The organism is Microbacterium sp. NRRL B-14842, from assembly GCF_050470785.1.
Genome location: NZ_JBFLUM010000001.1, coordinates 638041 through 661258 on the forward strand (window position 1 = coordinate 638041; position 23218 = coordinate 661258).

General features: G+C 69.7%; 22 protein-coding genes and 1 tRNA gene. 11 read left to right on the top strand and 12 right to left on the bottom strand.

What is annotated here, in order from left to right:
• Positions 1-8: 8 nt before the first annotated feature.
• Together AB1285_RS03235 and AB1285_RS03240 are read right to left on the bottom strand one after the other, a co-directional pair.
• Entirely contained in the window at positions 9-1310 is a 1302-nt protein-coding gene (locus tag AB1285_RS03235) for a DUF4032 domain-containing protein (protein WP_259951412.1), read from the bottom strand.
• 79 nt (positions 1311-1389) lie between these two features.
• Positions 1390-2493, bottom strand: a complete 1104-nt coding sequence (locus tag AB1285_RS03240) for an ABC transporter ATP-binding protein (protein WP_187662078.1) — start codon at positions 2491-2493, stop codon at positions 1390-1392.
• Between the two features lie 228 nt (positions 2494-2721).
• On the opposite strand from AB1285_RS03240, the gene AB1285_RS03245 reads away from it, so the two are divergent.
• The 5 genes from AB1285_RS03245 to AB1285_RS03265 all read left to right on the top strand — a co-directional run bounded on the left by AB1285_RS03245 (position 2722) and on the right by AB1285_RS03265 (position 7926).
• Positions 2722-3672: a thioredoxin domain-containing protein gene (locus tag AB1285_RS03245; RefSeq protein WP_370428401.1), complete on the top strand. Its 951-nt coding sequence runs from the start codon at positions 2722-2724 to the stop codon at positions 3670-3672.
• Between the two features lie 42 nt (positions 3673-3714).
• Positions 3715-3787, top strand: a tRNA-Thr gene (locus tag AB1285_RS03250).
• Between the two features lie 616 nt (positions 3788-4403).
• Positions 4404-5000, top strand: a complete 597-nt coding sequence (locus tag AB1285_RS03255) for a hypothetical protein (RefSeq protein WP_370428402.1) — start codon at positions 4404-4406, stop codon at positions 4998-5000.
• A 626-nt stretch (positions 5001-5626) separates the two neighbouring features.
• Positions 5627-5866, top strand: coding sequence for a hypothetical protein (locus AB1285_RS03260; protein WP_370428403.1), 240 nt, complete (start codon positions 5627-5629; stop codon positions 5864-5866).
• Between the two features lie 1106 nt (positions 5867-6972).
• On the top strand, positions 6973-7926 hold the full coding sequence (locus AB1285_RS03265) for an aldo/keto reductase (RefSeq protein ID WP_370428404.1): 954 nt from the start codon (positions 6973-6975) through the stop codon (positions 7924-7926).
• A gap of 7 nt (positions 7927-7933) precedes the next feature.
• Here AB1285_RS03265 and AB1285_RS03270 read toward each other — a convergent pair whose 3' ends face one another.
• The 4 genes from AB1285_RS03270 to AB1285_RS03285 are packed head-to-tail and all read right to left on the bottom strand — an operon-like array spanning position 7934 to position 11614.
• A complete protein-coding gene (locus AB1285_RS03270; RefSeq protein WP_370428405.1) occupies positions 7934-8608 on the bottom strand; it encodes a response regulator in 675 nt (224 codons plus the stop codon).
• On the bottom strand, positions 8605-9873 hold the full coding sequence (locus tag AB1285_RS03275; protein WP_370428406.1) for a sensor histidine kinase: 1269 nt from the start codon (positions 9871-9873) through the stop codon (positions 8605-8607). Before AB1285_RS03275 ends, AB1285_RS03270 begins: the two co-directional genes overlap by 4 nt.
• A gap of 8 nt (positions 9874-9881) precedes the next feature.
• A complete protein-coding gene (locus AB1285_RS03280) occupies positions 9882-10706 on the bottom strand; it encodes an ABC transporter permease (protein ID WP_370428407.1) in 825 nt (274 codons plus the stop codon).
• Positions 10703-11614, bottom strand: a complete 912-nt coding sequence (locus AB1285_RS03285; RefSeq protein ID WP_187662071.1) for an ABC transporter ATP-binding protein — start codon at positions 11612-11614, stop codon at positions 10703-10705. Before AB1285_RS03285 ends, AB1285_RS03280 begins: the two co-directional genes overlap by 4 nt.
• 164 nt (positions 11615-11778) lie before the next feature.
• On the opposite strand from AB1285_RS03285, the gene AB1285_RS03290 reads away from it, so the two are divergent.
• A complete protein-coding gene (locus AB1285_RS03290; RefSeq protein ID WP_370428510.1) occupies positions 11779-12693 on the top strand; it encodes a DMT family transporter in 915 nt (304 codons plus the stop codon).
• Here AB1285_RS03290 and AB1285_RS03295 read toward each other — a convergent pair.
• Together AB1285_RS03295 and msrB are read right to left on the bottom strand one after the other, a co-directional pair.
• Positions 12690-13373, bottom strand: coding sequence for a nitroreductase family protein (locus tag AB1285_RS03295; RefSeq protein WP_370428408.1), 684 nt, complete (start codon positions 13371-13373; stop codon positions 12690-12692). The two genes, AB1285_RS03290 and AB1285_RS03295, sit on opposite strands and share 4 nt — an antisense overlap.
• Positions 13370-13774 carry a peptide-methionine (R)-S-oxide reductase MsrB gene (msrB, locus tag AB1285_RS03300; protein WP_101848572.1) on the bottom strand — a complete coding sequence of 135 codons (405 nt, stop codon included), beginning with the start codon at positions 13772-13774 and terminating at the stop codon, positions 13370-13372. Before msrB ends, AB1285_RS03295 begins: the two co-directional genes overlap by 4 nt.
• Before the next feature lie 71 nt (positions 13775-13845).
• On the opposite strand from msrB, the gene AB1285_RS03305 reads away from it, so the two are divergent.
• The 4 genes from AB1285_RS03305 to groL all read left to right on the top strand — a co-directional run bounded on the left by AB1285_RS03305 (position 13846) and on the right by groL (position 17489).
• A complete protein-coding gene (locus tag AB1285_RS03305) occupies positions 13846-14838 on the top strand; it encodes a DUF2332 family protein (RefSeq protein ID WP_370428409.1) in 993 nt (330 codons plus the stop codon).
• A 9-nt stretch (positions 14839-14847) separates the two neighbouring features.
• Positions 14848-15108 carry a DUF3263 domain-containing protein gene (locus tag AB1285_RS03310; RefSeq protein ID WP_187662069.1) on the top strand — a complete coding sequence of 87 codons (261 nt, stop codon included), beginning with the start codon at positions 14848-14850 and terminating at the stop codon, positions 15106-15108.
• A 70-nt stretch (positions 15109-15178) separates the two neighbouring features.
• Positions 15179-15745, top strand: a complete 567-nt coding sequence (locus tag AB1285_RS03315) for a LytR C-terminal domain-containing protein (RefSeq protein WP_311198669.1) — start codon at positions 15179-15181, stop codon at positions 15743-15745.
• Positions 15746-15869: 124 nt separating this feature from the next.
• The gene (groL, locus tag AB1285_RS03320; RefSeq protein ID WP_025105526.1) at positions 15870-17489 is read left to right on the top strand and encodes a chaperonin GroEL; all 1620 of its coding nucleotides are present in this window, start codon (positions 15870-15872) and stop codon (positions 17487-17489) included.
• Between the two features lie 77 nt (positions 17490-17566).
• Here groL and AB1285_RS03325 read toward each other — a convergent pair whose 3' ends face one another.
• The 3 genes from AB1285_RS03325 to AB1285_RS03335 form a co-directional block, all read right to left on the bottom strand.
• The gene (locus AB1285_RS03325) at positions 17567-17854 is read right to left on the bottom strand and encodes a WXG100 family type VII secretion target (protein WP_187662068.1); all 288 of its coding nucleotides are present in this window, start codon (positions 17852-17854) and stop codon (positions 17567-17569) included.
• Positions 17855-17977: 123 nt separating this feature from the next.
• Positions 17978-19666 carry a sensor histidine kinase gene (locus AB1285_RS03330; RefSeq protein ID WP_187662067.1) on the bottom strand — a complete coding sequence of 563 codons (1689 nt, stop codon included), beginning with the start codon at positions 19664-19666 and terminating at the stop codon, positions 17978-17980.
• 61 nt (positions 19667-19727) lie between these two features.
• Positions 19728-20420: a response regulator transcription factor gene (locus AB1285_RS03335; protein WP_025105529.1), complete on the bottom strand. Its 693-nt coding sequence runs from the start codon at positions 20418-20420 to the stop codon at positions 19728-19730.
• Between the two features lie 118 nt (positions 20421-20538).
• Here AB1285_RS03335 and AB1285_RS03340 point away from each other — a divergent pair, with 118 nt between their 5' ends.
• Entirely contained in the window at positions 20539-21546 is a 1008-nt protein-coding gene (locus tag AB1285_RS03340) for a CPBP family intramembrane glutamic endopeptidase (protein WP_370428410.1), read from the top strand.
• Positions 21547-21561: 15 nt separating this feature from the next.
• Here the strand turns inward: AB1285_RS03340 and AB1285_RS03345 are convergent, their stop codons facing one another.
• Positions 21562-23202 carry a DNA repair helicase XPB gene (locus AB1285_RS03345; RefSeq protein ID WP_259951427.1) on the bottom strand — a complete coding sequence of 547 codons (1641 nt, stop codon included), beginning with the start codon at positions 23200-23202 and terminating at the stop codon, positions 21562-21564.
• Positions 23203-23218: the final 16 nt, after the last annotated feature.

Here is a 23218-nt window from a genome sequence, read left to right on the forward strand (position 1 = left end):
GGGCGGCCTCAGACGAGGTCGCGCCAGTCCACCTCGTCATCGTCGCCGAGCGCCAGCGTGCCGGTGACGACGGGCAGGCCCATCGTCTCCGTCGGGGGTCCCATGATGGTGGCCTCGTCGCGGCGATGGCGGAGCACGTCGTTGATGTAGCTCGTCAGCACCTCCGCGAGGGACACCGAGCGTCCCTGCGCCTGCGACAGATACCAGCGGTGCTCCAGCACCTGGTGGAACACCTCGGCCGGCTCCAGCTTGGCGCGCAGGTCGTACGGGATGGCGCGCACGACGGGCTCGAAGACGCGCGTGAGCCACTCGTGCGCGTACATCTCCTCGTCCGCCCACTGCTTGGTGGAGCGGGCACGGAACTCGTCGAGGTCGTTGAGGAGCCGACGCGCCTGGTTCTCCTCGACGTCGAGACCGGTGAGGCGGATGAGTCGGCGCTGGTGGTGTCCCGCGTCGACGACCTTGGGCTGGATCTCCACCACGGTGCCGTCCGCGGTCGTCGACATCGACATCTCGTCGATGTCGAAGCCGAGGGCGTTGAGCCGCTCGACCCGCTCGGTGATGCGCCAGGTCTCGGCGGCGGAGAAGGACTCCTGCGCGGTGAGCTCGGCCCACAGCGAGCGGTAGGAGGACACGATGCCGTCCGCGATGGCGACCGCGTCGACGCCGTGCTCCAGGCGACCGCCCGCGGCGAGGTCCATGATCTCACCGGCGATGTTCGTGCGGGCGAGATCCAGATCGTAGGCGCGCTGTCCGTCCGTCAGGCCCTCCTCGTGCAGCTCCCCGGTCTCCGCGTCCACGAGGTACGCCGCGAACGCTCCGGCGTCCCGGCGGAACAGGGTGTTGGAGAGCGAGACGTCGCCCCAGTAGAAGCCGACGTTGTGCAGACGCACGAGCAGCAGGGCCAGCGCGTCGACGAGACGGGTGGCCGTGTCCGGGCGGAGCACCCGGGTGAAGAGCGCCCGGTACGGCATCGAGAAGCGCAGGTGCGAGGTGACCAGCGCCGCGGGCAACGGATCACCCGACGAGTCCGTGCGGCCGGCGATCACCGCGACCCGCTCCACGCACGGCACGTCGAGGCGCGCGAGGTTGCCGAGCATCTCGTACTCCCGCCGCGCCATCTCGGTCGTCGTCTCCTTGACGGCCACCACGCGACCCGAGAGATCCGCGAAGCGGACGAGGTGGCGCGAGAGGCCCTTGGGGAGGGAGACGATGTGCTCGGACGGCCACTTCTCCAGGGGCGTCGACCACGGCAGGGCGAGCAGCCCGGGGTCGACCGTCTTGGCGGTGATCCGGAGGGATTCCTGCATGGGGACTCCTGAGGGGTGCCGGGGAAAAGACGCGGCGCGGGCGACCGAAGTCAGCCCGCGCCGCGGTGGAGATGTCCGATCAGGCCGAGACGACCGGCTTGTCGTTCAGGCGGTCGCCGGACTCGAGGTCGAACGCGTGCACGTGACCCGGGTTCGCGGCGAGGGTGACGGTCTCCCCGGCGTTCGGGTGGTTGCGGCCGTCGACGCGGGCGACGAGGTCGGTGCGCTTGCCGTTGATCTCGGTGTGGCCGTAGAGGTAGCCGTCGGCGCCGAGCTCCTCGACGAGATCGACGACGACCGAGAGGCCCTGACCGTCGGCCGGCCCGACGGTGATGTCCTCGGGGCGGACGCCCACGGTGACCTGGGAGCCGTTGGCACGGCCGACGGTGTCGCGGTCGAGCGGGACGACCTCGGTACCGAAGCGCACGCCGCCGTCGGCCAGGTCGGCCGAGAACAGGTTCATCGCCGGCGAGCCGATGAAGCCGGCGACGAAGACGTTCTCCGGCTTCTCATACAGGTCGCGCGGCGAACCGACCTGCTGGAGCAGACCGTCCTTCAGCACGGCGATGCGGTCACCCATGGTGAGCGCCTCGGTCTGGTCGTGCGTGACGTAGACCGTGGTGACGCCGAGGCGGCGCTGCAGCGACGCGATCTGCGTACGGGTCTGGACGCGGAGCTTGGCGTCGAGGTTCGACAGCGGCTCGTCCATGAGGAAGACCTGGGGCTGACGGACGATCGCGCGACCCATGGCGACACGCTGACGCTGACCACCGGAGAGAGCCTTCGGCTTGCGGGTGAGGTACTGCTCCAGGTCGAGGAGCTTCGCGGCCTCGAGGACGCGTGCGGCACGCTCCTCCTTGCCGACGCCGGCGATCTTGAGCGCGAAGCCCATGTTCTCGGCGACGGTCATGTGCGGGTACAGCGCGTAGTTCTGGAACACCATCGCGATGTCGCGGTCCTTCGGCGGCACATCGGTGACGTCGCGGTCGCCGATGAGGATGCGGCCGGAGTTGACCTCTTCGAGGCCGGCGAGCATGCGGAGGGAGGTGGACTTACCGCAACCGGAGGGACCGACCAGGACGAGGAACTCGCCGTCTCCCACCTCGAGGTTGAGCTTGTCGACAGCCGGACGGGTGCCGCCGGGGTACAGGCGGGTGGCCTCGTCGAAAGTCACAGATGCCATCGTGTTTCTCCTTCACCGGCAGGTACGTGCCGGACGATCCGTAGTGAATGAAGCGGCGGAGCGACCCGCCGTGACCCTCCATCGGGTCGGGATCAGTATGGCACGAACGGCCGCACCTGGGTATTTCTCAGCCTCACTGGTTAGCATCGAACCCGGCCGTGCGCAGCGGCGATCACCGCCCGACGGTGGTCGGGGCCAACCCGGACCCCCTGAGACTCAAGAGGAACGATGTCGAGCGACGAAACGCCGAACGTCCCCGCCCCTCGCAATTCGCGCGAGGCCGTGCGGGAGAAGGCACAGAAGGTGCACGCCCAGCAGTCGCGGGCGCGTCTGATGCGACGGATCATCATCGGCGCGGTCGCGATCATCGCGGTCGGCGCGATCGGGACCGCGGTGACGCTCGCCGTGACCTCGCAGACGTCCAAGCCGCAGCTCAGCCCGAGCGGCATGGAGGCCGACGGCGTCGTGGTGACGGACATCGCCTCCGCCGCCATCGCCGGCACCGCCTCCGCCACGCCGGAGCCCGAGCCCACGGAGGCCGGTGCGACCGAGACCCCGGCACCGGAGCCCACCGCGGCCGGTGCGGTGGACGTGCACGTGTACGTCGACTACCTCTCACCCGACGCCGGCAAGTTCGAGCGCGCCAACGCCCGCCTGCTCGCGCAGTGGATCGAGGACGGCGCCGCGACCGTGAGCTACCACCCGGTCGCCCTGCTGACCGCCAGCTCCAACGGCACCAAGTACTCGCTGCGCTCCGCTGCTGCCGCCGCCTGCGTCGCCACGCACTCGCCGGACCAGTTCTACGCGTTCAACCACGACCTCCTCGACGACCAGCCCGACGTGGGCAGCGACGGGATGTCCGACGAGGAGCTCGCCAACCTCGCGGGCGCCGTCGGCGTGGACGATGCGAGGACCGTGCGCTCGTGCATCGAGGACGGCGACTACGTCAACTGGGCGAAGGAGGCGACGACGCGTGCGCTCAAGGGGCCGCTTCCCGGCTCCGACGACCTCGTGCTCACCGCCGCCCCGATGATCGTCGTCAACGGCGAGGCCTATGTCGGCGCGCTGGACGACCCGCAGGAGCTGTCGACGTTCGTCATGTCCGTCGCCAGCGAGGCGTACTACGAGTCGACGTCCCCGACGCCGACCCCGACCGCTACCTCGGCGCCGGCGGAGTAGACCGCCGCGCGTCCCCGCCGTCGCTAAGCTGTGATGGCATCCGCCGACTTGGCGCAATTGGTAGCGCACCGTACTTGTAATACGGGGGTTACGGGTTCGAGTCCCGTAGTCGGCTCTTAAATCCCTTTCGGGAGTAAGCGACGCCGGATAGCAGCCGGAATCACCCTCCACAATCCTGCGGAGACGAGTGGCGATCTCACGCCGCCTGCTCGGTATCGTGAAGACGCGCCGTGCTCTCCTCAGCGCGATGATCATCTCGCCGCGTTCCTCGTGGAATGCGCGACGTCAATTGAATCGCCCTCGGGACTCACGCCACGGTGTCGACGTCGACGTCGACGGGGTTGAAGGCGAGGCGGTTGACATCGTGGCGAATGACGATGGGATCATGTGGGCTCGCGGCCTCAGCGCCTCCAAGAGTCCGGCTGTGCCAGCTTAGGCACCACGACATCGAGGAGTTTGTGCCACCGCCTGACCTGTGGTTACGACGACAATCGAGGATTGGGGGCAATCCGATCGTGCTTGACGGCGTTCAGGCTTGCCCGGAGGGGCCGAGCGTCAGGGATCATGCTCAGTTGCTGACGGTCCGTTGGAATCTGGGCGGCTACCTCCATGACAGGCACAGGCGCGTCCGTTGCGCGGCACGCCGTGAGTTCCCCAGACGCGACCAGTGGATAATTTTCGGGCCGAGCCGCCGCGACGCACGTTGCCGGTAGAGACCTAAGCTGTTGCGCATGCGGGACAACGATGAGGCGCACCTAGCGGACATCACTCGTCGGCTCGGTGATGCTAACCACACTCTTTCGCGATCTGATGGAGTCGCGCTGCTCATTCTTCTCCGTGACGAGGCGCCGCCCAACTCGGTACTGAGGGACTTCGGACACAGCGTTGCCCACGGGAGGCGCGACCGTGGGGTGACGTTCAAGTACTTCGAGAAGTACACGCTGAACATGCGCCGTGTGCTGATCCACGGCGGAAACTTGCACGTCCGAGTGCTCTCGCCGATCGCCGAGGTGATTCGCGAGGTCAACGAGGTACTCACTCGGCTGGAACTTGAGACGGAACTGCTCGATGATCCTCGAAATCGCTACGTTCTGGCTACGCTAATCGGGCACGTCCTAGACGGAACGACTTATGCGCTGCGGTTAGCCACGGTCACCCTCACACTCGAGACGGGGCCGGGCGGTTTACCTGCGCTGTTGGCCGCGGTCGGTTTCCGCGAAGACTTGAGGCTCCCGGATGGGTCCGTGTTTCCCGCTAGGGCGCTCCTCGGGGTGCCGTGGATGATCACCGCCGACGAGGTCCAGAGCTTCCTGAGCGGTGCCCCGTAGACGACTCGATCATTTGAGCCAGGTGGGGTTATGGCTGCCCTCTCGCCGCGACGGGACGGTGATCGTCCTCGTCACCCGCACCGTCGTCTGACCGGGCACAGCGCCCACAGAAGACGATAGCGCCGAACTCCGACGAATACGCCAGCCGATGACCGCGCGCCGATGTGCGTGTTCGTCCTGGCAGGCACGTCGAGCGCGATCTCCGACCCGGTGCCGACGCCATGCAACGTGCCATCGCTCCAGGTCGTCCGCATCTCGAGTTTCCCGGCGAGCCGCCGGTCGCATCGCTCGCGTGATGGTGTCGGGTCCTCGGTGTGCGGGCGGATCCGAGCACCACGCCCGGCGATCGCCAGGCGTGGGCACTCTTCGCCAGGTTCGTGGGCGCCATGGGCTAGCACCTCCGGTAGGTGCCATCGTCGCCACGCGGGAGGGTCACGTACGCGATCGGTGTCTTCGTGGAGCCGAGCCGCGCCGCCAAGCTCGCGGGCGATCGCGATGCACGACAGGCCAGCGGAGCAAAGCTCTCGGACGCGTTCAGTGGCGAGTGATTTGCCGCCGCCATGATTGTTTATTCGACTCGGGCCTCTTGCCCTATGCGGGGTGCATCAGAAACTTCAACGCTTGCCGTGCCCCGTTATGTCGGTAAGAGCGACGAGAATGGGGGCAGTGGGGACGCAGGGTTCGCCACAGGATGGAGGGTTGTAATGGCGAAATTCATTATCAATAAGGACACCGACTATGAGCGGTCGGTGGAGGCCGAGGACTACTCGCAGGGCGGAGGGTACTTCTGGTTCCGGAACGTTCAGGGCGAGGACGTGCTGACTCTTCGAGAGAAGGACGTTTACTCGATCCAGCGTGCTTCCTGACGAGAAGCGGTGAGTCGAAGCCCCGGTCCCTCTCGGAGGGATCGGTGCTTCGACTGGGCGGACTGGTCCACCATCTACGCCAAATACGTGCGCGCTTCGCGAGTTAGGGCCCGCTGGCCACATGCTGCTGGCGACATCGCCGATGCGGGGGTCGCGATCCGGGCGGCTCCCGTAGGAGTGCGAACCAGCGCTTGGCAGCCTTTGCCGTGGGCGGTTGCCTGATTCATGCGCACATGTGGACTCGGCGAAGCGCTGCCGAGGTTGTCCTTGATTGGTGAGAGCACCGCGTTCCGCAGTTCGAGCGCCGTAGCGTTTGCGGCGTCGGCCAGCGGCCCGTCGGCCACTAGAAGCGTCGCGTCGGTCAACTTTGTCCGCCGTCTTCCTCCATCTCCTGCGTGTATCGGGCGCCTCGCTGGGTCGAATGCACGTAGGGCGGGTCGATGTAGAGCAGATCGTCGGCGGGCGCTCCGTACTTCTAGACCACCGCAACTGCGGTTCGCCTCTCTAAATGGGACGTTCTGCAGTCGCTCCGCGGCGGGGAGGAGCCGACGTTGGTACGCGCGCATTTGCGTCGCTGAGCCCCCCTTTGTTCTGCACGGGTCGGTGTATAAGCGCCATCCGTACGCTTCACAATCCGCGGACGTCCTTGAGTGAGCATCACCCACACCTGACGCGCGAGCTCAGAATCCTCTTCTGCGCCGAGCGCCGACGACTGTTCGAGCACTTCTCAGGAGTGAGGCATGGACTCGGCGACGTGGAGCAACTCCTTGGGACGGTCTCGGCGTGCTCGCCAGAAAGTCATTAGGCGCTCGTCGCGATCGTTCGTGACCTCGATCTTCGACTCCTGTTTTGACAGCAGCGCGGGCTGCGATCCCGCATTCGGCTCGATGTGTCCATGTGCGACGGCATCCGCGTTACGAGATGCTCCCCGATCTGGTGTATCTGTGCGTGGCCGTGATGTCGGGGCGCCCCCGCATATCGCGTAGCACGTCGGAGGGTGTTATGTTACTGGGGTGCAGGTGGTCGGCACCCCGCCCCGGCCACCTGCGCACCTTTTCCGATCCCCGGTGGGAATGTTCGTGCCGCTCGCTGCGGTTGTCTCGGACATGACCCGTATCGGCTCCAGTGACCTCGACGTCTTCCCCCTCGCCCTCGGCGGCAACGTGTTCGGCTGGACCGCCGACCGTGACGCTTCGTTCGCCGTCCTCGACGCCTTCCTCGACGGGGGCGGCGACTTCATCGACACGGCGGACTCCTACAGTGCCTGGGTGCCGGGCAACGAGGGCGGCGAGAGCGAGACGATCATCGGGGCGTGGCTCGCGTCGCGGCGGCCCCAGGGCGTCGTCGTCGCGACCAAGGTCAGCCAGCATCCCGACTTCCGCGGCCTCTCGGCCGGGAACGTCCGCCGCGCGGCGGAGGCGTCCCTCGCTCGCCTCGGCGTGGACGAGATCGACCTCTACTATGCGCACTTCGACGATGAGTCGGTGCCGCTGGAGGAGACCGTCGAGGCGTTCGGCGCCCTCGTCACGGACGGACTCGTGCGGCACGTGGCGGTGTCGAACTACACGGCCGACCGCATCCGTCAGTGGATCGACATCGCCGACCGGCTCGGCGTCGCGCGTCCCGTCGCCATCCAGCCGCATTACAACCTCGTGCACCGCAACGACGTCGAGGACACCATCATCCCCGTCGCCGAGGAGTTCGGGCTGGGCCTCGTGCCGTATTACGCGCTGGCGAGCGGCTTCCTGACCGGCAAGTACCGCTCGACGGATGCCGGGGGAGAAGGATCGCCGCGCGCCGCCGGAGCCGCGAAGTACGCCACCGCGGCTGGGCTGCGGATCATCGACGCGCTGGATGAGATCGACGCCGCGCACGACGCATCCGTCGCCGCGACGGCTCTGGCCTGGCTGCGGGCGCAACCGACCGTGGTGGCGCCCATCGCCAGCGCTCGGACGGTGGATCAGGTTCCGGATCTGCTCGCCGGAGCGCGGCTGGAGCTGTCGTCCGCGGAGGTCCAGCGCCTGAACCGCGTGTCGGCCTGGACGCCGCCTCAGAGCTGACCCGGCCTCACCGCCCGACGAGCCCGAGCCGGTGCGCGAGGATCACGGCGTGGATCCGGTCCCGTGCCCCGAGCTTGGCCAGGATGCGGCCGACGTGCGTCTTGACCGTGGACTCGCCGACGTAGAGGGTCGCCGCGATCTCGGCGTTGGAGAGACCCCTTCCCATCGCGAGGAAGACCTCCTGCTCGCGGTCGGTCAGGGAACGGTATCCGGCGTCGTCGACCGTCTCGGCCGCCGGCGCGGCGCTTCCCAGCTGCGGACCGACATGCTCCAACAGCATGCGGGTCACCCGCGGCGCCAGGGCGGCGTCGCCGCGGTGCACGGCACGGACCGCGGAGAGCATCTCGTGGCGCTGGGCGTCCTTCAGGAGGAAGCCGCTGGCGCCCGCGCGGATCGCACCGAAGGCGTACTCATCGAGATCGAACGTCGTGAGGACGAGCACCCTCGTCTCGGGATGCGCGCCGACGATGGCTCTCGTCGCGGCGATCCCGTCGAGCCCCGGCATGCGGATGTCCATGAGTACGAGGTCAGGGGCGAGGGCAGCGCTCTGGGCGATCGCGGCGTTCCCGTCGGCGGCTTCTCCGATGACGACGATGTCGGGCTCCGCCTCCAGGACCATGCGGAAACCCAGACGGATCAGCTCCTGGTCGTCGACCAGGAGCACGCGGATCGGCGCTGTCATGTGTTCTCCTCTCCGCCCGGCGACACGGCCGGGGCCTCGGCCGACGTCGGCAGGACAGCCCGCAGGGTCCATCGCCCCTCTCCGTCCGGCCGGGACTCCAGGGCGCCGCGGACGTGCGCGGCGCGCTCCGTGAGCCCTCGTAGTCCGAAGCCGCCCTCAGTGGGAGCCCCGGCTACGCCGTCGTTGACGATCTCCACCCTCACGGTAGCGGGCGTGTACTCGAGGCGCACGGACGCCGTGGTCGCCGTCGGCGCGTGCCGCATCGCGTTCGTCAGCCCCTCCTGCACGATCCGGCCGAGGGCATGGGCCACGTCGGACGACACCTCCGCCTGACCGGCTGTGGCGAGGGTGACCGGATACCCGGTCCGCTGCGCCGCCGCGACGGTCTCCTGCGGTGACGCGGGAGACACCGGCGCGAGGAGCAGCGGCGCGTCGTCGTCTCGCAGCACGCCGAGCATCGCCCGCATCTGGGTGAGCGCGCTGCGGGCGGTGTCCGCCGCGGAGGTGGCGGCTGCGCGGGCCTGCTCTCGGTCCGGGGTGGCGGCCGCTCCCTCGGACAGCGCCACGACCACGGTCAGGGAGTGCGACACGATGTCGTGCATCTCCCGCGCGATCCGCGCGCGCTCGGCGGCTGCGGCGAGCTGCGCCTGCTGATCCCGCTCCACGAGAAGCTGCCGCGAGCGATCGATGACGGCGTCCAGATAGCGTTTGCGGTTGCCCACGTTCGCGCCGATCAGGGTGCCGATGAGCCCGAGTACGACCGTGCCGAGGAGCGCGTTGACCGCCTCTTGAAGGGTGAAGACGCCGGCCCAGAGGAGGAGTCCGGCCCCGGAGGCGGTCGTTGCGACCCCGATGCCGAAGGCCGTCCACGCCGCGCGGGCGGAGCGGTAGACGGCGAGGGAGTAACCGGCGATCAGCAGGAGCGGGCTGCTCCCGGGCAGGGCGGTGAACAGGAGGAAGGCTTCGAGCAGGATCGCCGCGACCGCGGGAAGCCAGGGCTTCCGTCGACGCCAGAGCAGGGTGGCGCACGCCGCGATCACGCACAGCGGCAGCAGGGCGGCGAGCACGAGCCCGACGGGCCCGCGGTCGGCGTCATCGATGCGCGCGGCGGGGGTGATCGTGAGGATGATGCAGAGCAGGGTGAGCAGGACGTCGGCGAGGACGGGATGGCGCGCCCAGAAACGACGGAACACCCCGGGAGGACGAGGGAGCCGCAGCCCCTCGTCCTCCCGGACGGTGTCCGTTCCGCGTCGCGTCGCCGGCACCCGGTCTCCTACGCGTCGCGCGTGCGGAGGACGGCCCAGGCGGCCAGCAGGCCGCCGACCACCCAGCAGCCCAGCGTGAGGTAGGCGACCGGAGCGTCGAGCGTCGCCGTGTCACCGGGCAGGATCGCGTTCTGCGCAGCGGCGACCGGCAGGTAGGCCGAGGCGTCGATCACCCAGGCCCAGGCCTCGCCGGCCATCGAGAAGAAGCTCGCGACGATCGGGAGCACGAACAGCAGACCGACCGTCGCCGCGATCGCCCCGGCGCCCGAGCGCAGGATGAAGCCGAAGGCCACACCGATCAGCGCGAAGACGGCCATGGCGAGCGAGGCGACCACGATCGGCAGGACGGAGCTCGAGGGGTCCGACCAGTCGATGCCCCGCTCGCGTTCCGCGACCACGGCGGAGACGGCCGCCGCCGCGGCACCGAAGATGACCAGCGACGACACGAACAGGAAGCCCGCGAGCACGAGCGACTTCGCCAGCAGCACGGACCCGCGGATCGGGTCGGCTGTCAGCGTCGAGCGGATCATGCCCGTGGAGTACTCCCCGGTCACCGAGATCGCGCCGATGATGCCGGCGAGCAGCATCGTGAACTGGATAGGCATGACGACGGCCTGGATCGGGTCGAACCCGGGGGCGTCGATCGCCTGGGCGATGAGGACGGCGATGCCGATCGTGAGCACGGCGGCGATCGCGATGGACCACCACGTCGACCGGAGGGTGGTGAGCTTGATGGCCTCGCCGCGCACGGCGCGCGCGAACGTGAGGCGCCGGCCGGAGTCGGCGGCGTGGGGTGCGACGGCCGGGGTCGTCACGGCGGGGGCGGCGGTCATGAGAGCTCCTTCGTGCGGTACTCGACGGCGTCGCCGGTGAGGGCGAGGTAGGCCTCTTCGAGGGATCCGGTGGTCGGGGTGAGTTCGTGCAGCGGGATCCCCCGCTCCGCGGCGAGGTCGCCGATGCGCGCCGCCGGGAGCCCCGCGATGTCGAGCAGATCGGGAGCCGCGCTGACGATCTCCACGTCGGGACCGCCCACGGCGGCCACGAGGTCGGTCGGGCGCGGCGTCCGCACGCGCACGCGGTTGGTCGTCCACGAACGGACCAGCTCGGCGAGCGGGGCATCGGCGAGGACCTTGCCCCGTCCCATCACGATGACATGGTCGGCGGTCTGCGCCATCTCGCTCATGAGGTGACTGGACAGCAGCACCGTCCGGCCCTCGGAGGCGGCGTGTCGCACGAACTGCCGCACCCAGCGGACGCCCTCCGGGTCGAGGCCGTTGACGGGCTCGTCGAGGATGAGGGTGTGCGGATCGCCCAGCAGTGCGGAGGCGATCCCCAGGCGCTGCCCCATGCCGAGGGAGAACTTCCCGGCGCGCTTCCGGGCGACCGAGCCGATGCCGGCGAGCTCGATCACCTCGTCGACGCGGGAGGTGGGGATGCCGTGCGTGGCGGCCATCGCGCGGAGGTGGTCGCGCGCCGTCCGTCCGGTGTGCACCGCCTTCGCGTCCAGCAGCACGCCCACCTCGGTGAGCGGTGCGCGGAGCTTGCGGTACTCCCGCCCGGCGACGGTCGCCGTCCCGGCCGTCGGACGGTCGAGCCCGACGATCATGCGCATGGTCGTCGACTTCCCTGCGCCGTTCGGTCCGAGGAAGCCGGTGACGCTGCCGGGCTGCACGGTGAAGGACACGCCGTCCACGGCGGTCTTGTCCCCGAATCTCTTGGTGAGGCCTTCTGCGGTGATCATGGGTTCCACGCTACGGATCGGCGGGTCGCGGCGCGTCCTCCCGGAGGACGATTCCCGGAAGCGGTGGGATCGTCCTCCGGGAGGACCGTGTGGGGGAGGACGGGTGGGCTGCGTCGCTCCGATAGTGTCGACAGGTGACCCCCGCCCGCCGACTCCCCGCTCCTCTGGCCCTCGGGGGAGCCGTCGCGATCGGGGTCATGACCGCGGTCCAGGCGCGCATCAACGGCGTGCTGGGCGTGCGCGTCGACAACGGCATCGTCGCCGGTTTCCTGTCCTTCGCCGTCGGGCTCGTGGCGCTCGCCGTGGTCATCTCGTTCCTGCCCTTCGCCCGGCGCGGCGCGATGCGCCTCGGACGGGGGATCCGGGAGTGCAGTATCCCGTTCTGGATGCTCCTCGGCGGTGCCTGCGGTGCGCTCACCGTGTCCACCCAGGGGTTGACGGCGGGGATCCTCGGCGTCTCGCTCTTCACCGTCGGCGTCGTCGCGGGACAGACCCTGCACGGCCTCGTCCTCGACCGCATCGGCTTCGGCCCGGCCGGCGTCGTGGCCGTGACCCCCGGTCGCGTGATGGGCGGCGTGCTGGCCCTCGCCGCGGTCGGCATCTCCCTCTCCGGCGATGTGCTCGCGACCGCCCCGCTGTGGATGCTGCTGCTTCCGTTCGCCGCCGGCGTGGGCATCGCCTGGCAGGCGGCGACCAACGGGCGGCTGGCCCAGCGCGTGCAGTCGCCGATCGCCGCCACCCTGATGAGCTTCATCGCTGGCACCCTGGTGCTGGCGGTCGCCGCCGGCACCAGCGTCGCGGTGCGGGGGTGGCCGGCCGCGCTGCCGGCCGAGCCCTGGCTCTACCTCGGCGGGTTCCTGGGAGCGGGGTACATCCTGCTCGGCGCGTTCATCGTCGCGCACACGGGCGTGCTGCTGATGGGCCTGGGCTCGGTGCTCGGGCAGCTCGTCACGTCCGTCGTGATCGACCTGCTCTGGCCGGCGCAGGCGGGACAGGCACTGTGGCAGGTGATCGCGATGGTGATCGTTGCGGTCGGCTCGGTCCTCGTCGCGGTGCCCTGGCGTCGCCGCCGGCTCTAGGAACCGCTCTTCCTGGCGGCCTTCTTCGCCTTCTTCTTCGCCTTCTTGCGGGCCTTCTTGCGGGCCTTCTTCTCCGCCGTGGCGGCCTTCTTGTCCGCGGCCTCCCGGGCGGCTTCCTCCGCAGCCGCCCGGGCTTCGGCGGAGAGCTTCGGCGGGCGGGTCAGGAGGGCGCGGGCGTCGACGGTCTTGCGTCGGCCCGGGCTCTTGCCCTCCGGCTTCGCGCCGACGTAGAGCCACCCGAGGAGTTCCTCGTCCGGACCCAGTCCATGCATCCGCGCGACCGGCTCCGAGCGCGTGTAGTGCCCGGTGCGCCAGATGACGCCCCACCCCGCCTCATCGAGCAGCAGGCTCAGCACATGGGCGACGCCGGACGCCACCGCCTCCTGCTCCCAGCGCGGTACCTTCTCGCTCGGGCGGTAGCTCGCGACCACCGCGATGAGGAGCGGAGCACGCAGCGGCTTCGTGGACGGCTCCGCGTCCCCCTGCGCCTCGGCGATCGCGGCGCCGAGCGCCTCACGGTCCGCGCCGCGGAGTTCGATCAGACGCCAGGGGCGCAGCGACGAGTGGTCGGCGACGCGGCCGGCGGCGCCGACGAGCGTCACCAGCTCCTCACGTCCGGGAGCGGTGTCGCCGACCTTCGACCAGGACTGCCGTGCGCGGACGGCGTCGAGGGCGCTCACGACTCGTCGGGCGTGAAGTTCAGCGCGATCGAGTTCATGCAGTAGCGGTCACCGGTGGGCGTGCCGAAGCCGTCCGGGAAGACGTGGCCGAGGTGCGAGCCGCACGACGCGCACCGGACCTCGGTACGGACCATGCCGAGGCTGTCGTCCTCGAGCAGCTCCACCGCGTCCGGGCGGACCGACTCGTAGAAGCTCGGCCAGCCGCAGCCCGAGTCGAACTTGGTGCCGCTCTTGAAGAGCTCCGCACCGCAGGCGCCGCAGGTGTAGAGGCCGGCGCGCTCCTCGTCGAGCAGCTCACCGGTCCAGGCGCGCTCGGTCGCCGCCTGGCGCAGCACGGCGTACTGCTCCTCGCCGAGCTCTTCGCGCCACTCGTCTTCGGTCTTGTTCACGCTGTAGGGCATCGTGTCCTCCTGAGTCCCTTCCATTCTCCCTTGTGCGGAGCCTTCGTGGCGCTCCGCGTCAGAATGGACGAATGACCCACGCCGTGCACGAGCGCTATGCCCGATTCGCCGCGATGGAGGCGCCGGGGCGCAGCGCGCTGTATGCGGAGTGGGCGGCGGGGGTCGCCGAAGACCAGGAGATCACGCACCTCCTCCAGCGGATCCCTGCGACCCGACGTCAGCCTCCCCTCGTCTTCGCCGTGTCCCGCCTGCTCGGTGCCGGTCATGGGCCGTACTCGGAGTGGCGTCGCTTCGTCCTTGCGCACGCCGACCGGCTCGTCGAGGAATGCACACGGCGCGCGCTCCAGACCAACGAGCCGCTGCGTACCGCCGCGCTGCTCCCGGTGCTCTCCGAGATCGACGGACCCCTCGCTCTGCTGGAGGTCGGCGCCTCCGCCGGCCTCTGCCTGTACCCCGATCGCTATTCGTATCGCGTCATCGACGGAGACGGACTCGTCCGTCAGGCGCTCGATCCCCTCGACGGCCCCTCGTCGGTGGTGCTGGAGAGCGTCGTCTCCGGCGACCTCCCGTCGCTGCGGATGCCCGAGGTCGTGTGGCGTGCGGGGATCGACCTCGCTCCGCTCGACGCCGCCGACGACGAGGATCGGCGCTGGCTGCGCGCTCTCGTGTGGCCGGGGGAGGAGGGGAGGGAGCAGCGCATCACGGCCGCTCTCGACATCGCGGCCGCCGACCCGCCTCTTCTCATCGCCGGAGACGCGGCTGTCCACCTGGAGGACCTGGCGCGGGCCGCCCCGGCGGACGCCACGCTGGTGATCACGACGCCGGGCGTTCTCGTGCACATCCCGCGAGCGGAGCGGGAGGCGCTGGTCGCGAGGATCGCGGCGCTCCCCGCGCGCTGGGTCACGATCGACCCGCCCGCCCTGCTCGACGTCTGGGATCCGCCGGTCGCCGCGGAGACGTGGCCCGGGTTCGTCGTCGCGCTCGACGGTCGGGTGCGCGCCGCAGCCGATCCGCTCGGCGCCCGGTGGGAGTGGCGCGCGGGCGAAACGCCGACCACGACCTAACCTGAGGACATGCCCGCAGACCACCTCACGGAGCGCGATCGCGCGATCCTCGCCCTGGAGGCCTCCTGGCCGCGCCACGGCGGCATGAAGGAGGAGGTCATCCGTACGCGGCTGGGGATGAGCGCGGCGCGCTACTACCAGCTCCTCGGTCGGCTCATCGACTCGGAGGCGGCCCTCGCCTTCGATCCGATCCTCGTCGGCCGCCTGCGTCGGCTGCGGGATGCCAGGAGCGCCCGGCGGTCGGCGCGGGTCCCCGGCTTCACGGGCTGACCCGACCCGCGGCACGCGATCGGGCTCGTCGCGGAACGGTTTGCCAGGGACGTGCCGCTAGCATCGAGGGGTGTCCAAGCCCCCCCGTGACCGTTTCGACGAGGTCCCCCGTTCCACCGGACGCGTGGGAGCACACCGCGCGGAAGCCCCGGGCATGAACGGCTGGGTCGTGCTGCTGTGGTCCTTCGTCGCCGCTCTCGTGCTCATCATCGCCGGCATCTTCGGCGCCCTGGCCGTCATGGGACGGATCGACCTCTTCCCGGAGGCGGCGCCGTCCGCGGCCCCCACGCCTGAGCAGACCGGGGTGATCGACCCGAGCTATTCGGTGCTCATCCTCAACGCGACCCCGGACAGCGGGCTGGACGATCAGATGCGCGACACCCTCATCAACGCCGGGTGGGCGGCGGCGACCGTGCTCGCCAGCGACAGCGCCAGCGACGACTTCGAGACCACGACCGTCTATTACGTCAGCGCCGAGGACGAGGAGGCGGCGAAGGGCCTCGCCGGCGTCATCGGCGGTGCCGAGGTGCAGCAGAGCGACTACTACGCCGGCCAGACGGAGGACGGGCAGAAGCAGCTCACCATCGTGATCGGCGTCGACCGGGCCGCGTCGGTGCCGGAGACTCCCGCCCCCTGACGCCCGTCTCCCTCCCGGATCGTGCGGCTTGCACTCGATGGTGTCGAGTGCCAGAATGGCGTTAGCACTCTCTCACTCTGAGTGCTAAACCCACCGTCTACGTCCAGGAGGGACGACAAAACTCATGGCAAAGATCATCGCCTTCGATGAGGAGGCCCGCCGCGGCCTCGAGCGTGGCCTCAACATCCTCGCCGACGCGGTCAAGGTGACCCTCGGCCCGCGTGGTCGCAACGTCGTGCTCGAGAAGAAGTGGGGCGCCCCCACGATCACGAACGACGGTGTCTCCATCGCCAAGGAGATCGAGCTGGACGACCCGTACGAGAAGATCGGCGCGGAGCTCGTCAAGGAGGTCGCCAAGAAGACCGACGACGTCGCCGGTGACGGCACGACGACCGCCACGGTGCTCGCCCAGGCCCTGGTCCGCGAGGGGCTGCGCAACGTCGCGGCCGGCGCCGACCCCATCTCGCTCAAGCGCGGCATCGAGAAGGCCGTCGCCGCGATCACCGAGGAGCTGCTGAGCACGGCGAAGGAGATCGACTCCAAGGAGCAGATCGCCGCGACCGCCTCCATCTCGGCCGCCGACCCGGCGATCGGCGAGCTCATCGCCGAGGCCATCGACAAGGTCGGCAAGGAGGGTGTGGTCACCGTCGAGGAGTCGCAGACCTTCGGCACCGAGCTCGAGCTCACCGAGGGCATGCGCTTCGACAAGGGCTACCTGAACCCGTACTTCGTCACGGACCCGGAGCGCCAGGAAGCCGTCTTCGAGGACCCGTACATCCTCATCGCGAACCAGAAGGTCTCCAACATCAAGGACCTCCTGCCCATCGTCGACAAGGTGATCCAGGACGGCAAGGAGCTCGTCATCATCGCCGAGGACGTCGAGGGTGAGGCCCTCGCGACCCTCGTGCTGAACAAGCTCAAGGGCATCTTCAAGTCGGTCGCCGTCAAGGCCCCCGGCTTCGGCGACCGCCGTAAGGCGCAGCTGCAGGACATCGCGATCCTCACGGGCGGCCAGGTCATCACCGAAGAGGTGGGCCTCAAGCTCGAGAACGCCACGCTCGACCTGCTCGGCCGTGCGCGCAAGGTCATCGTCACCAAGGACGAGACCACGATCGTCGAGGGTGCCGGCGAGGCCGACCAGATCGAGGGTCGCGTCACGCAGATCCGTCGCGAGATCGAGAACACCGACAGCGACTACGACCGCGAGAAGCTGCAGGAGCGCCTGGCGAAGCTCGCCGGTGGTGTGGCCGTCATCAAGGCCGGCGCTGCGACCGAGGTCGAGCTCAAGGAGCGCAAGCACCGCATCGAGGACGCCGTCCGCAACGCGAAGGCGGCCGTCGAGGAGGGCATCGTCCCCGGTGGTGGCGTCGCGCTCATCCAGTCCGGCACGAAGGCGCTCGACGCTCTCTCGCTCGAGGGCGACGAGGCGACCGGTGCGAACATCGTGCGCGTCGCGATCGAGGCTCCGCTGAAGCAGATCGCGCTGAACGCCGGTCTCGAGCCGGGCGTCGTCGCCAACAAGGTGTCCGAGCTCCCCGCGGGCCAGGGCCTGAACGCTGCCAGCGGCGAGTACGGCGACATGTTCGCACAGGGCATCATCGACCCGGCGAAGGTCACGCGTTCCGCGCTGCAGAACGCCGCGTCGATCGCCGGTCTGTTCCTGACGACGGAGGCCGTCGTCGCCGACAAGCCGGAGAAGGCTGCTGCTCCCGCGGGTGACCCCACGGGCGGCATGGACTTCTGATCCTCTGACAGGATCGGAGACCCCGGTCTCACCGACAGAAAGCCCCCGGCTCCGGCCGGGGGCTTTCTGCGTGTCCCTCAGCGGAACAGGCTCGCCGAGTACTGATCTGCGTCGGCGTACTGGGTGGCCACGGCGCCGAGCGAGGTGCCGATACCGTCCAGGACGAGCTCGACGTGCTGCTGGGCGCCCTGCCACTCCTCCGCGCACCCCTGGAACGCCGTGGCGGCGGTGCCGACCCAGGCGGTCTGCAGGTGCCTGAGCTGCGACATGAGGGTGGCGGATTCGGCGCGCAGACGCTCGATGGTGGCGCGCGTCGCGGCTTCGGCCGCGTGGACGGCGTCGGTGTCGACGGTGAAGACGGTCATGGGAACTCCCTTCGAGGAAACCCCGACGATACGCAGGCGGCAGTCCCGGGGCGCCCGGAGAGGGAGCGCGGCACCGCGGACGGGAGAACGCCGTGGTGCGAGCCGACTGTGCAGAAGAGGCGGTTACGGCAGGTCGAGGCGGTCGAGCGGCTGCGTGTCCTCGAGGAGATGCTCCGGGGTCGAGCGCGCCGGCGCCAGTGGCAGCGTCACGGTGAAGGTGGCTCCGCCTCCAGGGCTCTCGGAGACCGCGATGTCGCCGTTCAGAGCCTTGAGGATGGAGGCGACGATGGCGAGCCCGAGACCGGATCCACCGGTCTCCCGTGCCCGGGACGTGTCGGCGCGCCAGAACCGCTCGAAGATCTGCTCCCGGATCTGCGGGGGGACACCCTCGCCGTGATCGACGATCGAGATGCTCGCGGTCCCGGCGACGCGGTCCGAGTCCACCACGATCTCGATCGGACTGTCCTCCGGGGAGAAGCGGCGCGCGTTCCCCAGGAGATTCGTGACCACCTGGCGGACCTTGTTCTCCTCGCCGAGCACGATCGGCGGCGTCCGGACCGGGATGTCCGCGACCTCGGTGAAGTCGATGGCGGGGGGCTGCTCCGCCGTGCGCGGACGGCGGCGCAGCCGCGACAGGGTGGCCCGGGGCCGGGTCTTGGGTGCGGGGTCCTGGGCGATGGGCACCACGGGCGTGCGGATGGGGGCGGTCGGGACGTTCTCGACCGTCCGGTCGATCACGGAGATCACGCGTCCGGGCGCTGCGGCGCGCACGTCGAGGGCGGCGTCGCGGGCGATGGGGCGGAGGTCGAGAGGGACGATCTCCGGCTCGCGCTCCTCGTCCAGCCGTGCGAGCGCGAGGAGATCCTCCACGAGCACGCCCATGCGGATCGCCTCCTTCTCGATGCGCTCCATCGCCCGAGCGGTGTCCTCCTCGCCCTTGATCGCGCCCATGCGGTACAGCTCGGCGTACCCGCGCACGCTGACGAGCGGGGTCCGCAGCTCGTGACTGGCGTCTCCGATGAACCGGCGCATGTGCTGCACCGTGCGGTCGCGTTGGGCGAGGGACCGGTCGACGCGGTCCAGCATCGTGTTGATGGCCGCATTGAGGCGGCCGACCTCGGTGGTCGGCTCCAGGTCGGTGAGCCGCTGCCGGAAGTCGCCGGCGGCGATCGACATGGCGGTCTGCTCCACCTGCCCGAGCCGTCGGAAGGTCAGCGTCACGAGGCCGCGGGTGAGCAGCGCTGCGACGAAGATCGTGATGAGGGCGATGGTGATGTAGATGCCGAAGTACTGACTGATGATGCGGTCGGCTTCGGCGAGGGGGAGCGCCACCATCTGGATGCTGAGCGGGTCGCCCTCCTGCTGCACGACCGCGGCAGCCGCGTGGTAGACGCCGCCGTCCGCGTCCTCGAGCGCGAGGACCTGCTCCTCATTCGCCTGGGCGTCGGAGAGCGAGTACTCGGCGGGGAAGACCGGAGCTCGGCCCGACGCGCTCGGCGCGGTCGCGCGGAGGGCGCCCTCCGCGTCGTAGACCGCGAACGAGAAGTCACGCGGCTTCTCGTCTCTCGGCGTGTATGTGGTGACGCCGTCGATCGTCGTCGTGTCGAAGTACCGGTTGACGAGGTCGCTGGTCACCAGCGCAGGGAGCTGCGCGTTGATGTTCTCCACCAGGGCGTTCCGCAGTAGCGGTACGGTCCCGATGCCCGCGACGAGGAGGCCGAGCGCGAGGACGGCCACGGTGACGCCGGTGACCTTGGCGCGGAGGCTGATGCGCCGCCACCACGCGGTGACCGCATCCGGCTTGTGCGCCATGCGGTCCTCCCTGCTGCGACGGCGGTGCCGTCCGGGGACGGCGGGTGCGGACTTGACGGTCTCAGACCGTCTTGCCCACCTTGAGCATGTACCCGAAGCCGCGCTTCGTCTGGATCAGCGACTCCTCGGTGTGCGGGTCGATCTTGCGGCGGAGGTACGAGATGTAGCTCTCCACGATGCCGGCATCGCCGTTGAAGTCGTACTCCCAGACATGGTCGAGGATCTGCGCCTTCGACAGCACCCGGTTCGGGTTCAGCATGAGGTAGCGCAGGAGCTTGAACTCGGTCGGGCTCAGGTCGATCGGCTCCTTGCCGACGTGCACGTCGTGCGTGTCCTGGTCCATCGACAGCTCGCCGGCGCGGATGATCGACTCCTCGTCGGCCTGCATCGTGCGGCGGAGGATGGCCTGGGCCCTGGCGACGATCTCGTCCAGGCTGAACGGCTTGGTGACGTAGTCGTCGCCGCCGGCGTTGAGTCCCTCGATCTTGTCCTCGGTGCCGTCCTTGGCCGTGAGGAAGAGGATGGGTGCGGTGAAGCCGGCGCCGCGGAGGCGCTTGGTCACGCTGAACCCGTTCATGTCGGGGAGCATGACGTCGAGGATGATGAGGTCCGGCTCCTCTTCGAGGACGGCGGAGATCGTGGCGGCGCCGTTGGCCACCGTCTTCACCTGGAACCCGGCGAAGCTGAGACCCGTGGAGAGCAGGTCGCGGATGTTGGGCTCGTCGTCGACGACCAGGATGCGCGCAGCAGTCATGACCCCATTATGGTGACTTCGGCCATGCGCGGGCTGATTATCCTGCGGAACGGCGTGGATGCGGTCGATCCGTCGGCAGGTGGATGTGCTGCACAGGCGGTCGGGGGAGGATCGAGGCATGAGTTCGATCGAGGACGCCACCGCCGCCCCCGTCACCCCGTCCGCCGCGTCTCCTGAGGGGTCCGACGGAGGGCTCGAGTACCACCGTCTGGCGCTCCTCCGCCCGCGCCCCCGGTGGTGGAAGCCGCTGCTCACCGGGCTCCTCGGCATCGCGTTCTACCTCGCGATCCTCGTGCTCGTGATCGTTCCGCTGGTCGTCGTGTCCGCCCTCGTCCCGGGCTGGGCGGCGGAACTGCAGATGATGTTCCGGACCACCGCCTACTTCCAGCTCGACCGTCCGTGGCTCCTCGTGGCGCTCGTGCTCCCGCTCATCCTCATGATCCCGGCGCTGCTGCTCGCCTCGCGGGTGGTGCAGGGGCGGGGCGTCGGCCTGCTCTCCTCGGTCACCGGGCGGCTGCGGATGGGGTGGCTCGGCCGGACCCTCGTGCTGGCGCTCGCCGTGTTCCTGGTCTACTTCGCCGTGGTGCTCGGCTGGTCGGCCGCCGCCGGCGACGCGGTGACGCCCGACTTCTCCCACCCGGGGCTGCTGCTCATGGTGGTGCTCCTGCTCGTGCTGATCCCGTTCCAGGCCGCAGCGGAGGAGTACGTCTTCCGGGGGTACCTCATGCAACTCGTCGGGAGCTGCCTGAGGCACCCCGCCTTCGCGATCCTGCTGCCGGTGCCGCTGTTCGTGCTGGGGCACGGCTACGACGTCTGGGGTGCGGCGAGCGTCGGCCTCTTCGCCGTCGTCGCCGCCTGGCTGACGTGGCGCACGGGCGGTCTGGAGGCGGCGATCTCGCTCCACATCGTCAACAATCTGCTGATCTTCCTGCTCGGCTCCGTCGCCGTGGTCGATGCGAACGCGACCTCGGGCACGCCCGTCGATCTCCTCGGCTCCGCGCTGGCGATGCTCGTCTTCGCCGCCGTCGCCGACCGCTGGGCCCGCCGCCGGGGCATCGAGCGGACCGCAGCGATCACCGACGGCGCCGCGGGCACGCATCAGCTCCCGCGGATGCTGCGCGGCTGAGCGCCGTCACCGCCGTCAGGCGGCGATCGCCTCGGCGTCCATGATCGTGTAGCTGTAGCCCTGCTCCGCGAGGAACCGCTGCCGGTTCTGCGCGTAGTCCTGGTCGATCGTGTCGCGTGCAACGAGCGTGTAGAAGCTCGCGGTGTGGCCGGACTGCTTCGGACGGAGAAGGCGCCCGAGACGCTGGGCCTCCTCCTGCCGGGAGCCGAACGAGCCGGACACCTGGATGGCGACCGATGCCTCGGGGAGGTCGATGGAGAAGTTCGCGACCTTGGACACCACGAGCAGCGAGATGTCGCCCTCCCGGAATGCCCGGTACAGCTCCTCCCGCTCCTCGACCGGAGTGGACCCGGTGATCTGCGGGGCATCGAGCGCCTGCGAGAGCGCGTCGAGCTGGTCGAGGTACTGGCCGATGACGAGGATCTGCTCGCCCTGGTGAGCCGCGATCAGCTCGCGCACCGCGTCGATCTTGGCCGGGGCGGACGCCGCGAGCCGGTAGCGCTCGTCGTCGGTGGCCGCCGCGTACTCCAGGCGGTCCGCCGGGGGAAGGTCGACTCGCACCTCGAAGCAGGCGGCGGGGGAGATGAAGCCCTGCGCCTCGATCTGCTTCCAGGGGGCGTCGAAGCGCTTCGGGCCGATCAGGCTGAAGACGTCGCCCTCGCGGCCGTCCTCGCGGACCAGGGTCGCGGTGAGGCCGATCCGGCGGCGGGCCTGGAGGTCGGCGGTGAGCTTGAACACGGGCGCCGGCAGCAGGTGCACCTCGTCGTACACGATGAGGCCCCAGTCCAGCGCGTCGAGGAGGGCGAGGTGCGCGTACTCGCCCTTCCGCTTCGCGGTGAGGATCTGGTACGTCGCGATCGTGACGGGTTTGACCTCCTTGGCCTGCCCGGAGTACTCGCCGATCTCCTCGGGGGTGAGGCTGGTGCGCTTGAGCAGCTCGTCCCGCCACTGCCGCGCGGACACCGTGTTCGTCACGAGGATGAGGGTCGTCGTCTTGGTGGCCGCCATGGCCCCGGCGCCGACGATCGTCTTGCCCGCACCGCAGGGGAGCACGACCACGCCGGAGCCGTCCTTCGAGAAGGCGTCGACGGCGTCCTGCTGATACGGACGGATGGCCCACCCGTCCTCGGCGAGCTCGATCTCGTGAGGGGTTCCTGGCGTGTAGCCGGCAAGGTCCTCCGCCGGCCAGCCGATCTTCAGCAGCTCCTGCTTGATCTGCCCGCGGGCCCAGGCGTCCACGACGAACGTCTCCGGGGTCGGGTGCCCGATGAGCAGCGGCTGGATGCGCTTGTTGTTCGCGACCTGGGCCAGCACGGCGGGGTCGGTCGAGCGCAGGATGAGCACGCCCTCGTCGTCGCGCTCGATGACCAGGCGGCCGTACCGGTTGACCGTCTCGCGCAGGTCGACGGCGACGGAGGGCGGGACGGGGAAGCGCGACCACCGGTCGAGCGTCTCCAGCATGTCCTCGGCGGTGTGGCCGGCGGCGCGGGCGTTCCACAGCCCGAGCCGGGTGATCCGGTACGTGTGGATGTGCTCGGGCGCACGCTCCAGCTCGGCGAAGATCGCGAGCTCGTGGCGGGCGCTCTCGGCGTCGGCGTGGGCGACCTCGAGGAGCACGGTGCGGTCGCTCTGGACGATCAGCGGGCCATCAGACATAGCTGACCAGTCTACC